Raw genomic sequence first — 20,645 nt, forward strand, 5'->3', positions numbered from 1 at the left:
CTAAGAGAATTTGGGAAGAGCTAAGGTTCTGATTCCCTTAAAGGACAAAACGAAAGAGAATTCCTAACAATAAAGTTGTATTTACCTAGGAAAATTAATATGCTTTGAACTAAGAGGTAAGATATTTGCCAACCTTCTTCATACTTTTTGTAGCTGGATTTAAATACAAAATATTACAGAAGTAGAGACAACATTGATAATTAGATTTAGCCCACTGGTGCGTTATAACTAGTCTAATAGTAATCTTTCTCGAAGCTCACTGTATTATCGAAAAGAATTGCGCATGCTAATGCATTCATTGCTTATTCTTTAGTTTATTGAATATAATGATCCTATTTCTAAAATAGAAGGATGATAGGATCAATTACTTGTCATTATAAATTTAATTAAAAAACAATTGTACTAACAGCATGTAGATAATTGTTCCACCTGCTATGGAGAGAAGCATTTGTCTCTTCCATATGTGAAGCATTATTACTACTCCTACTGAAATTAATTCTGGAGCACCATGATTGCCGGATAATAAGTTTAGATCCTTAAAAGCATAAATAACTAAAAGACTTATGACAGCTGAAGGTAGTACCCTACCGAGATACTGGACATATTGCGGAGTAGGTTTATCTGATGGGAACACTAAGAAGGGAAGGAACCTTGTAATCATTGTGCCTAAAACCACTATACCCACTGTTATAACTTGTTGCAGTAAACTCATTGTCACACGGAAACCTCCTCTACGTTCTCTATTGGTTTTTTTAGGATAGTAAGTACTAATAAAATCATAATCATTGCAGGAATTATGAAATTGTTTCCACCAAAAATAATTAGGCTAAATATCGATAATCCCAGTCCTACAAGAGCGCTATAATGCTTTTTCTCCCTCATCCACTGTTCAACAAAAATCACAACGAAAAGTGCTGTCATAACGAAATCTAGTCCTTTTGTATTGAAGTGTACAAAGGAGCCAAAAATACCACCAATTGCTGCTCCTATACCCCAATACAAATGATTAAGCAGTGTCACGAAGAACATAAACCAACCCTTATCAACACCTTTCGGAATATCAACAGTAGAATTAATAGAAAAAGATTCATCACATAGTCCAAAAATAAGATAAAACTTTTTCTTTCCAGTTCCTTTATACTTCTCTAGCATAGAAATACCATAAAATAAATGCCGTGCATTCACCATTAAAGTAAGAAAAAGTGCATGAATTGGATTAAAAGCAACCAGTAATAAATTAGCTGCAATAAATTCCATTGATCCTGCGAATATGATTAAACTCATTAGAATTGGATATATTGCACTGAAACCCAGAGAGTTCATGTAGATTCCATAAGCAATTCCTAAAAATACAAAACCAGCAAAAATAGGTATTGTATAAGGGAAAGCTGCACGGAATGCGATTCTTATTTGATTTCTATTTTTCATATTATTCACATCCTTAATCAAGAGCTTTATTGCATACAAATTTAACACATAAAATCCATACAATGAATAAGAAAATTGTATGGATTACAATTTTCTTTAGAGGAAGTGTGTTATTCTAACTTTAAAATAATGATGAGTTTTTATCCTTGTAATACTTTTCAAAGTTTATAAATCTTAATTTTAACTATTAAAATTTATCCTATAAAAATTTAATCGTAGAGGTGAAACATGCCAGTAAATTCATTTGAAAATTACTCTATGTCTTGGAAACCTAATAAGGAACTATTAAAGCGTCCGTTTTATTCCTCTATTGCAGCACTACTTGAACATGATATTGTAAATGGTTTTTTAGCTCCAGGAACAAAATTGCCTCCACAACGAGAATTAGCAGATTTTTTAGATTTAAACTTTACAACAATTACCCGAGCTTACAAACTATGTGAAGTTAAAGGCCTAATTTATGCAATCACAGGGAGTGGAACTTTTGTAGCTCCTAATGCAACTCGTTCCATTACTATTTCTACAGAGGAAATCAGAAACTGTATTGATCTTGGATTAGTAGCATCATTTGAGCAAACTAATAGTATTGTCGCAGAGACTATTCAAAAGGTCGTAGATAAAAAGTATTTAGAGCAACTATTAAATTACAATGATCCAACTGGTCTTCCGCACCAAAAAACGGCAGGTCTCAATTGGATGAAGTCTTTCGGCATTAATGTGGATCAGGACCATATAGCAATAGTTTCGGGGGCACAAAATGCTTTAGCAATTACATTGACAGCGTTGTTTAAACCTGGAAACCGAATTGCAACTGATATATACACCTATTCAAATTTTATCGAATTGGCAAAAATGCTACATATTCAATTAGTACCCATTCAAGGGGATGAATTTGGAATGCTCCCAAGTGAACTCGATAAGCAATGTAGTCAATTAGATATTCATGGTATTTTTTTAATGCCTTCTTGCTCTAATCCTACTACGATTATGATTTCAGATTTTCGAAAAAAAGAGTTAGCAGCAATCATTCGAAAGCATCAAATAATTTTGATTGAGGATGATATTCATGCATTTTTGACAGCAGGGGTTATTTCTGATTATGAGCAACCAATGTTTAATTTACTTCCAGAACAAAGTGTTTATATTAGTGGAACTTCTAAGTGCATTTGTTCAGGATTAAGGGTTGCTTATATGGTATTCGGGGATGCCTTACGTAAGGATATTTTAAAGGCTATATTTAATGTCAATGTTAAAACATCTTCTTTAGACGTAGAGGTGATAACAGAGCTAGTGTTATCAGGAAAAGCTCATGAAATTGTTAAGCAGAAGAAATTTTTAGCGGAGTCTGCAAACGAAATTTATTCAGGATATTTTTCTTCCAACAAGCCTGTAGGGCATCCTTTTAGTTTTTACCGTTGGCTACCTATTCAAAATCATTATGATGCATTTCAATTAGAAACAGATTTGGAGAGGCACGGCATTCGGGTTTTTCATTCCGAGCGCTTTATTACGGCACAAACCATGCCTAATCAGTATTTACGAGTTGCTCTATCCTCTACAAACTCATTAGAAGAGTTGAAAATAGGGCTAGAAATACTAAAACAATATCTCGGCTAGTTTAAAAAGAATACAGCAGACATTTACTTAAAATAAAGGAAAATGCTATTTAACAGTAAAAATGTAGTAAAAACTCTTCTATAGGCAAGAAGAGTTTTTTTAGTCTATAGTGTTCTGGGGGGATTAGTATTTTTATCATTAAAAACAATAAATAAATATATATAAATATAATGTATTTGTGTTATTATGATTACGTTGGAAAATAAAGTATATTTTCATTCGTAAAAATAATTAGGAGAAGAAGGGGAAATAGCATGAAAATGAAAAAAATAATTTTAACAGGTGTAGTACTTGCAGCAACAACTTTAACATCTTTATCAAATGTACAGGCAGATACAACATTTAAAGATGTTCCAGCAAATCACTGGTCTACAAAAGCAATTTATGATTTAACAAATCGTAAAGTAGTGCAAGGGTACGGAAATAATATCTTTGGCTTTGGTGACAATGTAACTCGTGGGCAAGTTGCTCGAATGATTTATATGTACCTAAAATCAGCAGATGCAGATGCTAGCTTCAAAAATCCTTTTACTGATATTAAAGGACATTTGTTTGAAAAAGAAATCTTAGCACTTGCTAAAGCAGGATTTGTAAATGGATTTGGTGATGGGAAGTATGGTCCAGATGATATTTTAACTCGTGAACAAATGGCACAAGCACTTACAAATGCTTTTAAATTTAAGGCAACGAAAACAACAAAATTTTCAGATGTTGATAAAAATTCTTGGTCTTACGGTGCAATTAGTGCATTAGAGGAAAATGGGGTTACAATTGGTACTGGAGGTAATATGTATTCTCCAAAAATGTTTGTAACACGTGAAGCGTATAGTCAGTTCTTATATAACTCTATTAATGCAGTTGAAAAAGAAACAAAACCAGAGCCAAAACCAGGGGTAACGCCAATAGGTATTCCCAATGCGTTAGTGACAGATGATTTTTTCTTTGATAGATATTCAATTGAAATTTCATCTGTAAGAGAGCGATCTATTTCTAAACAAGGTCAAAATCTTGTTACTGAAGTAAATAAGAAATATAATGCGAATTTCAGATATAGATATGTAGCATCAGAAATTGATCTATATACTCCTAATTTACCAAGAATGATTGACTCTCATGGTTCATTTTCGTTTGTTGGGAAGGATGAAGATAACTTCTATTTCATGTTTGTCGTTGACAAATCAACTGTTGAGTTAGCGAAAAACTGGATGTATATGATAAATCCGAATTTCACTCTTGATAAAGAGATTAATAGATTAGTAAATCCAAATCCAGAATTAAAAAAAGAAATTGATAGTTTTGTAAAAAATGATAAGGATTATATCAATCGTTTTGAAAAAGATAATCATAGCGTAGAATTAAATGTAAGTCCTCTACAGTGGGTAAAACCTGGGGAGTCTGTAGTTACTCTACATCCAGATTACTATGTATTAGGAATTTCTGTACAAGGAAAGTAATATTTAAGTAGTGTATTGATTTTCGTACAGTGAAGGATAGACAATATTAGGGCTTATTGATTTTTTGAAACAGACCTACTGTTATTGAAGTGCACCCCAATTGTTAGACACATAATTAACAATTAGAGGTGCATTTTTTTATTTGCTTTAACTGTATAGATTTTTTAAACAATAGATACTATTTCATTTCTTTTGCTTTAAAGATGGAGCACTCTCTTTTTCTCGTCAGCGTTTGAACCAACAATTAAAACATCTTAATTCCTTTAGCAAGGCTTGTAAAATTCCAAAAGTTCAACAGGAATATTATTTTTGTATGCTATACATGCTTTTGTATCACCACGCTGAATGGTCTTTTGGTCAATTAACAAAAGCGCAGCAAACGTATTTGCCTCTATCTCTAATTTATCAACGGAAAAGAATGTATTCTTACGCAGAAAAGGTGTATTTGCATGAGTATGTAGAACCGCGTGTCCTAATTCATGGGCACAAACAGTTCTCTGCATAGATGGAGATAAATTAGTATTAATAACAATGAAACGATTTCTTTTTTCATATTTATAAAAACCATTTATTTCTTCATGTAAATCCCATGTTAGTACATGTATTTTTAAGTAATCTGCAAGCTCATAGGGGTTTTTCGTGTTGTATTTGGTGCAAAGTTGTTGGACTAGATCTCTAATGACGAATTTCAATGTTTTCCCTCCTAAGCTTGCATCAGTTATCGTCTGGATTACGATATTTCTTAGGCACGTATTTTTTATTGATTACTTTTGTTTGTTTTACAATGTACTCCATCGCATCTAATAATGACTCTACCGCTTCTTGACTCATAGGTTCACCAGAGAACATTAAGCCATCTTCGCCTTGTAGATCTTTCTTTATTTCTTCCATTCTTTTTGCTATATCTTTCTCATCTTTTGGCGTTACTTGTTCGTTTGGTTCGCCTGTAACAGATCGACCAAGTAAATAGTCAGCTGAAACTGAAAAGCAATCAGCTAATTTAGTTAAAACATCATGTGGAGGGAACCTCTCTTCTGATTCGTAGTAACCTATCATTCTTTGGGATACGCCGATTTTTTCTGCCAGTTGTTTTTGAGTTAAATTCTCTTTTTTTCGTAAGGATTTTATTCTAAGTCCTATCACATCGTTCACCTCTCTAATTGAACTAATTGTTCTCTTTGAATTCATTTTAGCACAAAAAATTCTTTTATGCATTGACAAAGAACAATTAGTTCTTTAATCTGTATTTAGAACTAATTGTTCTTATGGAGGTGTGATAATGGGAAATAAAATGTACGATTCGAAAAAAAACTTATATAAAGAAATTGCTAGCTATTGCGGAGTAACTGAACGCTATATTCGAATGATTGATCAAAAAGAAAGAACGCCATCAATGGAGACAGCTAGGAAGATTGCACAGTTTTTTGATAAGAGTGTAGATGATATTTTTTTTAGTAATAAATCGAACTTTAAGTTCTTTTTAACCGCACTTTGGTTTAAAAAGTGTGGAAAGTAGATTTTGTCATGGAGAAGTTAAGAGTTGCAATAAGTAAGTAAAAAAGGTTTGAAAATATGAGAGGTAGATAATATGGGGATTTTCCGAGTAAAAAAAGATAATAATTATTCCGTTATTAATAATACCGGTCTAAAGGATAAGAGGCTTTCTTGGAAGGCGAAAGGAATATTAGCTTACATACTTACACTTCCAGATGATTGGGTGTTTTATAGAGAAGAATTATCGCAACATGCAAAAGACGGTATTAATAGCTTAAGAGCTGGAATGCAAGAATTAAAAGAGTACGGATATATTAGAAGATTTCCTGTTAGAGATGAAAAAAACAAAATTGTTAGATGGGAGACAATTATTTACGAAATCCCAGTGGATGATTATCCACCAGTGGCAAACCCACCTGCTGGAAAACCTGTTGCTGGTAACCTACCGGTGGATAATCACAAGCTACTAAATACTAATATACAAAGTACGAAAGAACTAAATACTAATATACAAAATATAAATCATATTCATGATAATAAACAAAGTTTACTCTCAAAAAAATTAACAAATGAAGATTTTAAAATAAGTCATCAATTTTTGATGAAGAATAGAATTTCATTAAGTGAAATAGCAATTATAGAGCTTGGTGCATTTTGTGAATCATTAGGTAGTGAACTAATTGGGGAAGCAGTAAATAGATCAATTGATGAAAATGTACCAAAGTGGAGATATGTACGTGGGATTCTTAAAAATTGGGAAGCCAAAAAGGTAAAAACACTCAAGGATGTAGCTATGCTAGATGCACAGTTTGATCTTGGTAAGAATAAAAAAAAATTTGGGTCAGGGAATACCAATCGAAATGAAATGGTACCAGAATGGTTACATGAAAAAGAAGATATTCCAGAAGAGCAGCCTATAAAAAATAATGAGTTAACTATTGAAGAAGAGCGTGAGAGATTAAAAACTTTATTAAAAAAATATAAATCATAATTAATATTTATAAATTTTATTAAATTGATAATAAGGTTAGATTATCTTTGGTGATAAAAATAAAAGCAGCATTTAAATAAAGAAAAGTAGGGGGATTATTATATGTTTGACTGGCTCAAAGATTATCAGAAACTAGAAGAAGAAATTGCATATTTAGAATATAACTTAGACAAATCAAAAGCAGAATTAAAGCGCTGGACTAGTGGGGACTTGCAAAATATACGATTAACTGCTGAATCGGAAGGGGCTAAAGTAGAAGATCGGATTGAAGCTATTGAATATGAATTAGGACATAAGATGAATGAAGTATTTGATTTAAAGATTTTAATTAATAAGTTTACAGGATTAGATCATCAAATACTCAAAATGAAGTATATTGATGGAATGACCTTAGAACAAATAGCGTTTGACTTGCATTATAGTACAGGCTATATCCGACGAAAACATGCTGAAATAAGAAAGATTGTCAAGTTTGTAGATGGGTTTTAATGTTACCTTTTTGTAGGATACATGCAGTGTACAGAAAGTATTGAAAAAGTGATTTATAGTAGTAATATAAGATTTCGACGAAAGGGCAACTATTTTTATGGTTGCTCTTTTTGTTGTGAAAGAAGGTGAGCAACATGAAGTAATTTTAAAAAATAATTTTCATTTAAGTGTTAGAGGTACTTAGTAGATTAAGAGTTTTATAGAAAAAATAATAGGAAAATAAGGAGAGATTTAGTAATGAGTATATTAGCTGCTTCAGTTAAAACAAAGAATCTGCCACAACAAGTGTTACGTTGGCAATCAATGGTAGAAAGTGAATGTTCAGCACAAGGTGTGTCTGAATTAGTTCCCTATGTACTTGGGATTATTATGGTGGAGAGTGGAGGAAACTCTGAAACAACACCTGATATTATGCAGTCCAGTGAATCACAAGGTTGGGCGATGAATACAATTAAAAATCCTAAAGATTCAATTTATTATGGAGTAAAGCATCTAAAAGGAGCTTTTGATGATGCAAAGAAAAATGGCATTACAGATTTAAGTGCCATTGTTCAATCATATAATTTTGGACGAGCTTACCTTCGCTGGTTAGCTTCTAACAATAAACAACATTCATTACCGGTGGCAGATCAGTATTCTAAAACGGTTGTTGCGCCATCACTTGGTAATACAACTGGTGCTATGGTCAAGTATAGTCAGCCTATTGCCATTGCATACAATGGTGGCTACCGATATAAAAATGGAGGGAATTTCTTCTACTCTGAAATTGTTAAGCAATATGTAGATTTTGATGAAGCTGGTAATAACAATAAACCAATACAACCGGTGGGCTTGGGGATTGCTGTAAATAAATATCCGAATAACGGTGGGATTAATCTATATAGCCAACCACAAGGAGGATATTTTACGAGGGTAATTTATGATAAAACACCGTACCTTATTATAGATGCAGCGTGGTATGAAAATCCTATGATTTGTCTAGGAAAAGAGGCATGGGCTGCTCTGGAACATTTTGATGTGCAATGGTTTAGTGCTTATTCAAAATATCCCCCAGGCGGTGGTATTAACACATATGATGGTCCTAACGGAAATTATACAGGTTTTGTAGATGGATCTGCTCCATATAGAGTTTTTGGACGATTAAATGGTTATATAGATATTGGAAATAATACATGGGTAAAAGAAGAACATTTTAATGTTAAATAATGAAGGATAGCTTTTCGTTCTGTTCATCTTAAAATTTGAACAACTAAAATATATCCAAAAAATAATAAATATAGACAGTGAACGAAGGTGCTCATTTAAGTACCTTTTTTAAATGGTGTAAAAATAGAAAGGGAGACTAATATGACAAAATTTATTTATCCTACAGATACAACGAGAGTAACAAGTGGTTTTAGAGGCAGCAGACCAGATCATCATGGGGTAGACCTTGCTGAAGCAGGTTATCACCCTATTTATGCAGCGGCTAGCGGTCAAGTTAGTCGTTCTTATTTTTCATCTAGTTATGGTGAATGTATTATGATTGTGCATACAATTGATGGAATTACATGGGAAACTGTATACGCTCATATGCGTAGTGGTTCTCGAACAGTAAAAGAAGGTGATTATGTTTCACAAGGACAAACTATTGGAGTTATGGGAAACACGGGGGATTCTAGTGGCCAACACTTACATTTTGAATTGCATAAAGGGCGTTGGAATGTGAGTAAGAGTAATGCTGTGAATCCGTTAGATCACTTGGGGAAAGATGGTGGTGGTAACAATACTGATAAACCAATTCAACCAGTAGGTCTGGGGATTGCTGTAAATAAATATCCGAATAACGGGGGGATTAATCTATATAGCCAACCACAAGGAGGACATTTTACGAGGGTAATTTATGATAAAACACCTTATCTTATTATAGATGCAGCGTGGTATGAAAATCCTATGATTTGTCTAGGAAACGAGGCATGGGCTGCCTTGGAACACTTCGATGTGCAATGGTTTAATGCTTATTCAAAATATCCCCCAGGCGGTGGTATTAACACATATGATGGTCCTAACGGAAATTATACAGGTTTTGTAGATGGATCTGTTCCATATAGAGTTTTTGGACGACTAAATGGTTATATTGATATTGGAAATAATGCATGGGTAAAAGAAGAACACTTTAATGTGAGATAGTATTTTGAAATCTATAAATATCAAATTAAATGGAAGAAGCAGTGTGATACTTTTTTATGAATTCGTTTAAAACGATGGTGTAGGAGTGTAGAGAGGAATTAAAGGAAGAGCAACTGATAAACAGTTGCTCTTTTTCTTTTTTAGCAGGTGAAGACAAGGAATTTATTAGAGAAAATGCTGGCCGTATGGAGATTAGGTTACTAGATGTACTAAATAATGCAGTGAGAATTTTAAGTAATAAAAACGAGAGAATAAAAAGGAGATGTTCAGTAATGGAGATTAGAAAAAAATTAGTGGATTCAAGTAAATATGGTATAAAATGTCCCAATGCAATGAAGCCAGAATTTATCACAGTACATAATACGTACAATGATGCATCAGCTGAAAATGAAATTTCTTATATGATTGGAAATAATAATGCAGTTTCGTTCCATGTTGCAGTAGATGACAAAGAAGCAGTACAAGGTATTCCGTTTGATCGTAATGCTTGGCATGCTGGTGATGGTAACGGAAATGGTAATCGTAAATCCATCGGAGTGGAAATTTGCTATTCTTTAAGCGGTGGGGATAGATATTATAAGGCGGAAGATAATGCAGCAATTGTTATAGCTCAATTAATGAAACAATTCAACATTCCAATTAGTAATGTACGTACACATAAATCGTGGAGTGGGAAACATTGTCCACACCGTATGCTTGACGAGGGAAGATTGGATCAATTCATTGAGAAGGTAAATAAAGCATTTAACAACAATAATAATAAACCAATACAGCCAGTAGGTCTGGGGATTGCTGTAAATAAATATCCGAATAATGGAGGGATTAATCTATATAGCCAACCGCAAGGAGGATATTTTACGAGGGTAATTTATGATAAAACACCGTATCTTATTATAGATGCAGCGTGGTATGAAAATCCTATGATTTGTCTAGGAAACGAGGCATGGGCTGCTCTGGAACATTTTGATGTGCAATGGTTTAGTGCTTATTCAAAATATCCCCCAGGCGGTGGTATTAACACATATGATGGTCCTAACGGTAATTATACAGGTTTTGTAGACGGGTCTGTTCCATATAGAATTTTGGCACGAAAAGATGGTTATTTGGCGATTGGAAATAATGCATGGGTAAAAGAAGAACATTTTGATGTGAGATAAGGTTAAAGAATGAGAGTCACCAAAGAAATAATCATTCAAGATTTTAGATTAGTAATTTATATATTGGTTTGCCAAAGGTGATATGATTTAAATAAAAAATCAGTAATGGTGAGCTTGTCTTATTAACGCCATGGAATGGTACATGTAAGTAGCTTTTTATTCCTGAATTATAAGCAGTAAATAAACGATTGATCAGATTAATAAAGACATTGTATTAACAAAAAAGAATAAAATTAAAGAGTAGAAGGTATAAAAGGACGATTTCTAAAGTGCAATTAACAACTGAGAAGAAAGAGAAAACGTAGCAAACATAGGCGGGTTTGTTTTCGGTTGTTTACAAGGAGAGATAACAGAATGACAAATCAAACTCCAATACAAACACAGAATACAAATTCAGGAAACAATCAATTACAGAACCAAATTATTAATCAAATTAAACCATATTAGCCCTAGAGAAGTTAGTTATGCAATTCATTCAAAATCCGGCTCCAAATAAAGATATGACACCAGGTAATGATAATTAATTTATGAAAGTTAATAACTTTGTAAAAAATTTATTAAATGCAGGAAATTTTATTGAAGTATATGTATACAGCTGATAAACAAAAAAATAATGAGATGTAAAGCAAAGCGTATGTAATGTAGGCTTTTTTATGTTGAATCAAATAAGAAGTGGGAAAGAGGTGGCAAAATGGATAGTTTACAAGAGGTGAAAAGTGATATTCTGGAAATAAGGCAAGATATTAAGGATATACGATTAGAGATTAGAAGTTTAGAAATGCGGACGACAGGTAATGAAAAGGACATTATTAATATTAATAAGCAATTAGACAAAATCAGTGCTAATACAACTTGGATCCTACGCCTTATTATTGGTGGACTAATTGGAGCTGCTCTTACCTTCTTTTTGAAAGGAGGAGGTATGTAATGATTGAAATTACAGCAATGATTGGGGTTGTTGTAGGAATTTCACAAATTGCAAAAACAACTGGACTGCAAACAAAATATATTCCGTTATTTAATTTAACACTTGGCATTACGCTAGGTGTTTTATTTTTGTCTCAAGATATTAAAATGAATTTATTTCAAGGAATGATTATCGGATTGTCAGCTAGTGGATTATTTGACCATACAAAAATTATAAAAAGGGATGCCGATAGAAAATGAAAAAGAAATATAAGCATATTTTATCTATAGTTGTTGCAATGATTTTAGTAGTATCAATTGGAACAAACGCACTTGCTGATAGAACGCTACTTATTCCTGATTTACCAAAACAACCATACCGTTATGGTGTAGGAGCTTATGAAGGTGTTGTGGCACATTCTACAGCTACCCCAGAGGCGCCAGCAATTAATATTCAAAAATATGAGTCTCATACATGGCGTTCAGCGTTTGTTCACTACGCAGTGGATTGGAATGAAAAGATTCAAATTGCATCTACAAAACATCAGGCATGGGGGGCAGGTCCAGCAGCAAATGCTAGATTTGTTCATGTTGAATTGTGTGAGACAAGTGATCCATTGAAATTTAAACGTTCATATGAAAAATATATAGAATTAATTGGGGAAATCTTGCGAGAACGAAATATTCATCCCTCTAAAGGATTATGGACACATAGGGATATTACGTATAAATTAGGTGGGACAGACCATGAAGATCCACTAGATTATCTTCGTAGTTATGGCGTATCTGAGGCTAAGTTCCGAGCAGACGTGTTAAAGGTTTATAACGGGAGCACGGTTACAGTGGATACCAAACCACAAAAAACAAATGAAATATCTGGTACAGTAGAGTCGAATGGTATTGCATATATTGAAGGATACAATGTAAATCTCCGCTTTGGACCATCAACAGAAAATAGTATTATTCGTAAGCTACAAAAAGGTGAGGCTTATAAAGTATGGGGTAAATTAGGAAACTGGTTACATCTTGGTGGTAATCAATGGATTTATTATGATTCTTCATATATTCGTTACCAAGGTAATGAGCCTGCTACAGTAATTGGTAAAAGAGTTATTTCAAAAGTAAATAATATACGTTTCTATGATTCTCCATCTTGGCAGGATAAAGATGTTGCCGGTACTGTAGATATGGGTTTAGGATTCATTATTGATACAAAGGTAATTGTAAATAATTCACCACAATATAGAGTGCACAATAGTAAAGGTAAAACATATTATATTACAGCAAACGAAGCCTATGTGTATGTGAAGTAAAAGTGAGGATCTGCTCTACTATGGGGAGATCCTCTTTTTTATTTATCATATATAAATTAGGTTTAATGGTGAAAAGAGGAGGCTATGAATGATTTTTGGTTTGGAAAAAATATTCTTGATAGAAAAATAATATAGTGTTATATTAAAATTTAATGATGTATTATTTTAAAATGGATTTTTGACATGCTATAGATTTATTTCAAGATGTCGATTTTGGGAAAACAGAAGGTAAGGTATTAGGTAAAGAGACATAGTGTTTATAACGAGCGTTAATCCTGTATTATAATTTAGGAGAAATATATCAAGTAAGGAGTTTTTTTATGCCGAAATGGGCTAAGTGGATTGCCTTGTTTGTGATTTTTATCTGTAGTATTTTAACTATCGACGCTCTTGTTGGTAGCAAAAAAGGTATAAAAGCCATTACAGCAGCAGTTGAGGAATTAACCGCAGATGAAAAAAATATAGGAAATCAAAAAGAAGTAAAGCAAGGAGCCGAAACAAGTAATTATAAACATTTAGACAAGCAGCATTATGCGTGGGTAATGGATGATTATTTAAAGGACCTATCTGATGTGGCAAACCGATTTAGCATTTTAGAGGCTGATGCAGAAATTAAGGGTACTATAAACAAATCATGGGTTTCAGATGTAGGCGATGTTTTCTATAAAATGTCTTATCTCATCTCAAGTATACGATATGTAGAACCCCCAACAGAATTAAAGGGTCTACATTCATCTATTTTAAAGGCGATGGATAACTTGCAATTTGTTATAGACAACTATGGAGATGCTGCGAGCCAAACAGATTTAGCGAAACTAGGTAAATGTTTAAAATCATTAAGAATTGCTAGGGATACAATAGGCGAGGCGCGTAGTGAATTATCTACTTATGAATAATTATCATAAAAACCAATTAGTATTACATAACATCCTCAAAAGTATATATGAAGTTTAGCGTTTTCTTTGCGGTTAAGGAAACAGTAATCTCAAAGGTTTCAATTCTAATGCTTGGTACATGAAAGAGGATAACAAGCAAGGAATGGAAAGCGAAAGATTAAAGCTGTTGAGTTCATGGACAAGGCTGGCATGAAGAAAGCGACATTTTACAAGAAAATGAGCGATGAAAATCAGTTCAAGCATAAATAACAGGCTTTATCCTTTAAATACTAGAGTTTTAAAGGGAACAGGTCCAAGTACTACAGCTTCATATTTGGTGAACAATAATCAAAAATACATTCCTGAAAATAAGACTGGGAATAATCAACTTTCTGAAAAAAATATAGAACAATATATTAATAACAAATATAATTCAATTAACTCACAAGGTCTCTCTATATTTGAATTTCTTAAAATGTTATTGGATAAAGGTGTACCTATGTCGATAATAACAGAAATATTAGTGGGATTTGTAGAGGGGCACAATAAGAAGATTGAAGAATCGGAGAAAGAAGTAGAAAAAGGATTAGAGAAAGAATTAGAAAAAGGATTAGAAGAAGGAATAGTGAATGCTCAAAAACAATAATAATTTTTAGTGAAGAGTAGTTCTATGAAAACATAGAAAATAAATTTTATGATCTTGTTTTCGGTGTATAACTTTTCTTGATATATAAGTTATAAAAATTTTAATTTCTATTCATCTATTTTGTAATTTAATAAAAATACAAATGAGACGCCGCTGTTTAGCAGCATCTCATTTAGCTATATTATTTTCTCTAAATTAACTCATTATTAGCTAGCAGAATGAATTCTTTTAATAATACAACGCCTTCTTCCACTTTAACTTCTATTTTCCAGTACTTAAATTAGATAGTCTTCTTTTATGAGAATCTACTCCCAAATTTTTAATTTCCATCAATTTAATATTTTTGTAGTATCTCCAAAACAAAAGTACTGACTAAAATCCTTATAAGAAGATAAAAAGCTTTTTAATTCTTGACTAATATCTTTTAGGTCCCGTATATAGTATATGCGGCTAAATTAATTTTCTCATTAGAATGATATAGCTGTACATCTACATAACTGAATCTCTCACAGTAATTATTATGTATCAAATTAGATATAAATGGTTTTATTTTCAATGCATTTTCTTCATTCATAATAAATTTCTCACAAAACAGTCCCAATATAATTTTTACGGGTAACTTTTTATCATATATTTTCTTTATGTTTTTAAATTTAAATGCAATGTCAACTAACTTATCATTACTGAATAGAGATACTTCTATAATTTCATTAGAAGGAATATTTAATGTTTCAATGATTTGATCAGCCCACTCAATTCCATCAATTTTTGAAAATAAAGCAATTTGTAATCCTATCTTAAAAACCTCAGCCATTACTTTTATTTAACTATATATAATTCCTTAGATTTTTGATAAGTATTCATATAGAATGTTTGAAGAGACATTAAGACTGATATTTTTAGTCATAACATTTCAATTAATATAAAAAGAATTTATCTTTTATATTTCATTTGTATTTTTTTAAAGTGCCTTCATAATTAGCAACGATAGAATACAGAGTATTTTTTTGAGAAACTAGATAGAGTACTCCTTGATAAGTGCCATCATCATATGAAAAAGATTTAGGTATTTTTATTACATTTGGACCGAAGGGGGAGTTCGGGAATATTTTAACACAGTTTTTTACGTATTCATTTGCTTCTACATTCTGCGTGACATTTTTACAGTTTCCGAAGTATTGATCATGTTCATCAGCATGTGATGAGATTCCCCCTATAACTAATCCACCTAATGTTAATGCACTTACCACAAATTTTTTTAACATATAAATATAATCCTCCTTTTTTAAATTGAATATCACATTTTATTCTACATTTTTATCTCTTTTGTTAATTTATAGTTCATTACGATACCCTGTATGTTAAGAAACAGGGTAGCAATCCCCAAAACATATTTAATAGTATCTTTTTTAGAATCGCTCAAGTAATATTTTATTAGAGTCGAATTTCTTAGTTTTACAAATACAATTTATATTTGGAAGCCATTCTTTTTCATGGGTAATTTCCAATGTTAAATAGTTAATTGATAATTTTTTTCCACTAGATGCCAAAGGGTGTTTTAAAGAATAATTAATAATTTCAGTGCAAATAAGATTGGCTATTAAACTAATGTATGGACCTATGGCAGTAGTAATTGTTTTAGATTCTAACTCTAATAATTTATCTTTTTTCAAGGAATTGTTTTCTAATAAATCGTGATAAAAACATTCTAAACAAGGTGTCTGATTAGGAATGCTAGTTAAAATTTGACCTGTCACACACCCTAATCCACCTGTTATAAGAGGAATATTCCTTATCTGTGAAAATAAATTAGACCATAATTGAATATATATAGGGGGGGAATCTGCTGCACAAACTAAGATATCAATGTCCTCAGGGAATATCTCTAATAAATCTTCTACACTATTTATGCGTTTTGTGAAACCTGTTATAGAAATCTCATCATTGAAATCTTTGATATTATTTATAGCTGATTTCACTTTATATTCACCTATATCAGATAATTTATATAAAAATTGCCTATTCAAATTGTAGAGTAGGAAGCGAGCGCCTTGTCATATTGCTATGATAGGTTTCTCAAAACCCCTCACCGAACCGTACGTACTCCTCTCAGAGTATACGGCTCTCCATCAATTGCTTGTCAAAGTTATTTTTTTCTGTTTTTCGCTATAAGTTCTACTCTCATATCATAGTGAATTTCATTATGGCAATCCTCACATACGGCTAATGTTTTGCGTCTACGGGCAATCATTAATTTTTGCCATTTGGCTTTGCCTTTCTCAACATCTTTCATTTTTCGGACATGGTGCATTACTAAGTTAGAATCGGTTTTACCACAATGTTCACATTTGTTGGCTGACAACCTATCCATAAGACTAGTTGTTGACATATGAACTCTTGAGGCTAACAAGTTGTCGATGTTATTTTCTTGTGTTTTCATCTTAGTTATATCAACCGTTCTAAATCCTTCCCTGTAGAAAGAATGAGAGTGTTGTTTGCCTTTTTTATCTTTGTAATTGACTATGAATACACCGTTTTTGCAATATTTCCCCTTAATTTTTCCGATTGAGCTTTTATATTTATTGGCGAATGTTTTATACATGCTGTATTCTAGAACGTAACTGAATTTTTGGAGTACCGTTGAATTAACTGCATATTTGTAGTAGTTGTACATCCCTCTGATCTGTAATACATAATTATGTAGTATTTCCAAATCATCTAGGTGTGCCATTTCCGGTCTATGCTTTGGTTTCCAAGTTTCTTTCCCATTCACATACTTCATTTCTAAAACATTCAGGGCAAGTAATTTATTTCGCCATGTTTCATGGGGGATTTCAAGTCTTACTTTTAGATTGTGATGTCTTCTTTTTGCACCTTTCACCGAGTATTTGGTAAATAACTCGTTTCTAGTGATATTGACGTTGTACCCAAGAAATGTTGCTTTCTTGCTAGAGTGGGTGATAAGTGTTTTTTCTTCTGATAAAGTTAATTTTAATTCTTCATTGAGAAATTGAGCTATATCAGATTTAATGGCTTTGGCATCATCTTTACTGCCGATTATCATTACAATAAAGTCATCAGCATATCTAACATATTTTAGTGACTTAAATTTATCCGACATTGGATTGTAGTAGGGACGTTGTCCCCTTTCCTTAACCCATTCGTTGACTTGCTCGATTAATTCCTGAGCTTCATTGTGTTTACCTTGTTCTCTTAGTAAGTCTGCTTTCTTACGCCCTCTTTTTATTTTGAGGTGTAAGTATTGATATCTTTTATCAACTTCTCTGTCTTTTGGTTGACCTTTTCCGAACTTTTCAGCGTATTTTTCCATGTATATATCTAGTTCGTTTAGATATATGTTGGCAAGAAGAGGACTGAGAATCCCTCCTTGTGGTGTTCCACTGAATGTTTTGTGGAATTGCCAATCCTCCATGTACCCAGCTCTTAGGAACTTCCATATTAATCCGATGAGTGTTTCGTCATTGATACGTTTTCTTAGTAGGTTAATTAGGATATGGTGGTCGATATTGTCAAAGAAACCTTGAATATCACCTTCAATAAACCATTTAGTTCCATTACCACTCTTTTTAATTTGTTTCAAAGCTGTATGACAACCCCTATTTTTCCTGAATCCATGTGAGTTCTCAGAGAAGTTTGGTTCATAAATTGCTTCTAAGATATACTTTATTACTAATTGGACAAGTTTATCGTCAAATGTCGGTACCCCAAGAGGACGTTTTTTCTTACTCCCTTTTTTATCAATATATACTCGCTTAACAGGAGTAGGTTTATAGTTACCATTTTTAATGTTGTTGATGATTTTAGATACTCTATTTTTTGAGAAGCCATCAACAGTTTTATTTATGGTTCCTCTGGTCATATTACCTGGATTGGCATATATTTCTTGATAACCTTTATAGTAGAATTCTGGATTATAAAGATTTCTATATAATCTTTTGAACTTATAGTTTTCTTTAATAGTATTCTTCGACAAGGTGTTCAATACATAAACTGGATTTCTCATCAGCATCTCGCTTCCTTCCTGTTTATTATCATCATGAACTAATTGACTACCTTCCTTCGCCATCCTGATTTCACAACCATGACCTAACGTAATTTGTCATACGTTAGTGTGATAGGCTTTCCCTATCTCTGACTACTACGAAGGCTCCGTTACCATATGGAATATTCAAGAGCCACATTTCTTGGTTTTTACCTTGAAATCATCCTCTATAGCCATAAATGGCGCTTCCACTTAGGTAATCCCCATTTAGTACCTTGTAAATAGTTTGTAGTAATGTCGGTTGGGACTTTCAATCTTTACTAATGTACTTTAGTTGGTTCTCTAGTGTGAAACACACCTCTCTCCACAAAAAATAGATGAGCTGAACTAGAGACATATCGTTTCAATGTCTATTTCGATATGGTCGTCGATAAGACCCCTTGATTTATCCTTCACGCAGTTTAGCATTCAACCTTGTTTACCACGGTACACCTAGAAATTCAGTCGCACTCATGACATTAGAGTGACTTATCCCGTTGCAGCCATGCTACACTCCCCGCTCACTTTCGATTACGGATAAGGCTACCGGTGTCGGGTTGTTATCTTGTTTCACTTCACCCGCTGATTTACTAAATCAGAGTTTACAAGGCCCTTATGGGCGCACTTTATATTCAATTTTATCAGGATCTACTACATAAATAGTATTTACGCCTAACCCTGCCAATTGTAACAATAAATTACTTCCCAGTCCCCCAAGACCAATAATCCCAATTTTTAATTCTTGTAATTCTTTTAAAATGTTCCCTGCTGAATTATCCATAGAAGAAAAGTTTGAAAAGAAATGAAGATTTGTTAAATGTCGATTATTATCTATAATAGGATTAGGTAAGCACTGTTCTATATGACCGTAATTATTTAATTCTTTGATAGTATCCCATACATCTTGTTTGGTTAATGAAGGGAATTTAGAGTGTAATATTTTAAAAATTTCTGTCACGCTCTTATTTCCATCTAATAAATTAAGAAGTTCTTTAAGAAAACCATCGCTATCTTTCAATACACTCATAAAATTTCGATCTTTACCAATAATAATTTCTGTATCACTTATATAAGTGACAGGATGTATATCTTTTATTTTATAAAACATGATAAAAACCACCTCAATATATAAGATTTAAAAAAGGTGCTTTAAGAATTAAATTCTAAAACACCTTTTTTAAATCTTATGTTCCTCCAGTAGTACCTCCAAAAATCCAATCCCAAAAACCTGATCTTTGATCAATTCTTTCAATATCGATTTTATTCATGTGAACTATTCACCTACCTTCATGTAAATAATACCATTTTTTACTTTATCTTTCAATAGGGAATTTTCTATATATTTTTATAATTTAAAAATATATAGATTGAATATAAGGATTCAATCATTAGAAGATAAGTTGGCGAAAGCACAGCGTGTTCTTTTTAGAAGAATGAAAGGATCTTCTTGCTGGAATAAATAACGAGTAAAGGTAGCTAGAATTCATGAATACATATCAAATGCTAGAAAAGATTACTTGGACAAAATTTCAACTGAAATCATCAAAAACCACGATGTTATCGGTATAGAGGATTTGCAAGTATCGAATATGTTAAAGAATCATAAGTTAGCAAAAGCAATTAGTGATGTATCTTGGTCGTAATTTCGATCAATGTTAGAATACAAAGCAAAATGGTATGGCAAACAAGTCATTGTCGTATCGAAAACATTTGCTTCCAGCCAATTATGTTCTTGTTGTGGATATCAAAATAAAGACGTTAAAAATCTAAACCTACGTGAATGGGACTGTCCTTCTTGTCGTACACACCATGATAGGGATATTAACGCAAGTATCAATCTAAAGAATGAAGGGATAAGGCTTCTAACCGCAAGGACTGCGGGGTTAGCCTAATCAATTAGAGTTCGATAGAACTCTTTACTTAGGAATCCCTCACTTCTAAACGAAGTGAAAGTGGGGGTAGTTCAATAGGAAATGTCATATGTTTACTAAAAAAGTTGAAAGTATAAAATAAATTTGAAGTAAACTAGAGAATTTTGATATGCGCTTTAAGCAATTAATGAAA

The 20,645-nt window shown here is 32.5% G+C and carries 21 protein-coding genes and 2 pseudogenes; 14 read left to right on the forward strand and 9 right to left on the reverse strand.

Features of this window, described 5'->3' with window-relative positions; translation table 11 throughout:
* Nucleotides 1-382: 382 nt before the first annotated feature.
* Nucleotides 383-718 (reverse strand): branched-chain amino acid transporter permease, encoded by a 336-nt coding sequence (locus QCI79_RS28325; protein ID WP_023901309.1) that lies wholly within the window; start codon nt 716-718, stop codon nt 383-385.
* Nucleotides 715-1,428 (reverse strand): azaleucine resistance protein AzlC, encoded by a 714-nt coding sequence (gene azlC / locus QCI79_RS28330; protein WP_021728777.1) that lies wholly within the window; start codon nt 1,426-1,428, stop codon nt 715-717. Before azlC ends, QCI79_RS28325 begins: the two co-directional genes overlap by 4 nt.
* A 228-nt stretch (nt 1,429-1,656) precedes the next feature.
* On the opposite strand from azlC, the gene QCI79_RS28335 reads away from it, so the two are divergent.
* Both QCI79_RS28335 and QCI79_RS28340 read left to right on the forward strand, forming a co-directional pair.
* The gene (locus tag QCI79_RS28335) at nt 1,657-3,045 is read left to right on the forward strand and encodes an aminotransferase-like domain-containing protein (RefSeq protein ID WP_021728778.1); all 1,389 of its coding nucleotides are present in this window, start codon (nt 1,657-1,659) and stop codon (nt 3,043-3,045) included.
* A gap of 254 nt (nt 3,046-3,299) precedes the next feature.
* Nucleotides 3,300-4,499, forward strand: coding sequence for an S-layer homology domain-containing protein (locus QCI79_RS28340; RefSeq protein WP_042991638.1), 1,200 nt, complete (start codon nt 3,300-3,302; stop codon nt 4,497-4,499).
* A gap of 263 nt (nt 4,500-4,762) precedes the next feature.
* Here the strand turns inward: QCI79_RS28340 and QCI79_RS28345 are convergent, their stop codons facing one another.
* Entirely contained in the window at nt 4,763-5,191 is a 429-nt protein-coding gene (locus tag QCI79_RS28345; RefSeq protein ID WP_000673778.1) for an ImmA/IrrE family metallo-endopeptidase, read from the reverse strand.
* Nucleotides 5,192-5,213: 22 nt separating this feature from the next.
* Nucleotides 5,214-5,642, reverse strand: coding sequence for a helix-turn-helix domain-containing protein (locus QCI79_RS28350; RefSeq protein ID WP_000579788.1), 429 nt, complete (start codon nt 5,640-5,642; stop codon nt 5,214-5,216).
* A 136-nt stretch (nt 5,643-5,778) separates the two neighbouring features.
* On the opposite strand from QCI79_RS28350, the gene QCI79_RS28355 reads away from it, so the two are divergent.
* The 11 genes from QCI79_RS28355 (at nt 5,779) to QCI79_RS28405 (ending at nt 14,539) form a co-directional block, all read left to right on the forward strand.
* Entirely contained in the window at nt 5,779-6,015 is a 237-nt protein-coding gene (locus tag QCI79_RS28355) for a helix-turn-helix transcriptional regulator (RefSeq protein WP_021728780.1), read from the forward strand.
* A gap of 72 nt (nt 6,016-6,087) precedes the next feature.
* On the forward strand, nt 6,088-6,984 hold the full coding sequence (locus QCI79_RS28360; protein WP_021728781.1) for a DnaD domain protein: 897 nt from the start codon (nt 6,088-6,090) through the stop codon (nt 6,982-6,984).
* A 102-nt stretch (nt 6,985-7,086) separates the two neighbouring features.
* Entirely contained in the window at nt 7,087-7,473 is a 387-nt protein-coding gene (locus tag QCI79_RS28365; RefSeq protein WP_000460733.1) for a hypothetical protein, read from the forward strand.
* Nucleotides 7,474-7,710: 237 nt separating this feature from the next.
* Nucleotides 7,711-8,679, forward strand: coding sequence for a lysozyme family protein (locus QCI79_RS28370; protein ID WP_042991637.1), 969 nt, complete (start codon nt 7,711-7,713; stop codon nt 8,677-8,679).
* 141 nt (nt 8,680-8,820) lie between these two features.
* On the forward strand, nt 8,821-9,642 hold the full coding sequence (locus tag QCI79_RS28375; RefSeq protein ID WP_042991636.1) for a M23 family metallopeptidase: 822 nt from the start codon (nt 8,821-8,823) through the stop codon (nt 9,640-9,642).
* A gap of 272 nt (nt 9,643-9,914) precedes the next feature.
* Entirely contained in the window at nt 9,915-10,799 is an 885-nt protein-coding gene (locus QCI79_RS28380; RefSeq protein ID WP_042991635.1) for a peptidoglycan recognition protein family protein, read from the forward strand.
* Nucleotides 10,800-11,490: 691 nt separating this feature from the next.
* Nucleotides 11,491-11,727, forward strand: coding sequence for a hemolysin XhlA family protein (locus tag QCI79_RS28385; RefSeq protein WP_021728083.1), 237 nt, complete (start codon nt 11,491-11,493; stop codon nt 11,725-11,727).
* A complete protein-coding gene (locus QCI79_RS28390; RefSeq protein WP_000570185.1) occupies nt 11,727-11,966 on the forward strand; it encodes a hypothetical protein in 240 nt (79 codons plus the stop codon). Before QCI79_RS28385 ends, QCI79_RS28390 begins: the two co-directional genes overlap by 1 nt.
* Nucleotides 11,963-13,018, forward strand: coding sequence for an N-acetylmuramoyl-L-alanine amidase (locus QCI79_RS28395; protein ID WP_021728082.1), 1,056 nt, complete (start codon nt 11,963-11,965; stop codon nt 13,016-13,018). Before QCI79_RS28390 ends, QCI79_RS28395 begins: the two co-directional genes overlap by 4 nt.
* 320 nt (nt 13,019-13,338) lie before the next feature.
* A complete protein-coding gene (locus tag QCI79_RS28400; protein WP_021728081.1) occupies nt 13,339-13,914 on the forward strand; it encodes a hypothetical protein in 576 nt (191 codons plus the stop codon).
* Between the two features lie 223 nt (nt 13,915-14,137).
* Entirely contained in the window at nt 14,138-14,539 is a 402-nt protein-coding gene (locus QCI79_RS28405) for a hypothetical protein (RefSeq protein WP_021728080.1), read from the forward strand.
* Between the two features lie 329 nt (nt 14,540-14,868).
* Here the strand turns inward: QCI79_RS28405 and QCI79_RS28410 are convergent.
* The 5 genes and pseudogenes from QCI79_RS28410 to QCI79_RS28430 form a co-directional block, all read right to left on the reverse strand.
* Nucleotides 14,869-15,353, reverse strand: a pseudogene (locus tag QCI79_RS28410) (hypothetical protein).
* 133 nt (nt 15,354-15,486) lie between these two features.
* The gene (locus tag QCI79_RS28415; protein WP_021728078.1) at nt 15,487-15,804 is read right to left on the reverse strand and encodes a hypothetical protein; all 318 of its coding nucleotides are present in this window, start codon (nt 15,802-15,804) and stop codon (nt 15,487-15,489) included.
* Nucleotides 15,805-15,948: 144 nt separating this feature from the next.
* On the reverse strand, nt 15,949-16,566 hold the full coding sequence (locus tag QCI79_RS28420) for a ThiF family adenylyltransferase (RefSeq protein WP_023901306.1): 618 nt from the start codon (nt 16,564-16,566) through the stop codon (nt 15,949-15,951).
* A gap of 119 nt (nt 16,567-16,685) precedes the next feature.
* A complete protein-coding gene (locus QCI79_RS28425; RefSeq protein ID WP_031310562.1) occupies nt 16,686-18,563 on the reverse strand; it encodes a reverse transcriptase domain-containing protein in 1,878 nt (625 codons plus the stop codon).
* Nucleotides 18,564-19,194: 631 nt separating this feature from the next.
* Nucleotides 19,195-19,689 carry a ThiF family adenylyltransferase gene (locus QCI79_RS28430; RefSeq protein WP_021728587.1) on the reverse strand — a complete coding sequence of 165 codons (495 nt, stop codon included), beginning with the start codon at nt 19,687-19,689 and terminating at the stop codon, nt 19,195-19,197.
* Nucleotides 19,690-19,966: 277 nt separating this feature from the next.
* Here QCI79_RS28430 and QCI79_RS28435 point away from each other — a divergent pair.
* Nucleotides 19,967-20,473, forward strand: a pseudogene (locus tag QCI79_RS28435) (RNA-guided endonuclease TnpB family protein); the annotation flags it as partial.
* Nucleotides 20,474-20,645: the final 172 nt, after the last annotated feature.

This window comes from Bacillus cereus group sp. MG1 (genome assembly GCF_040460035.1).
Taxonomy (GTDB): Bacteria; Bacillota; Bacilli; order Bacillales; family Bacillaceae_G; genus Bacillus_A; species Bacillus_A cereus.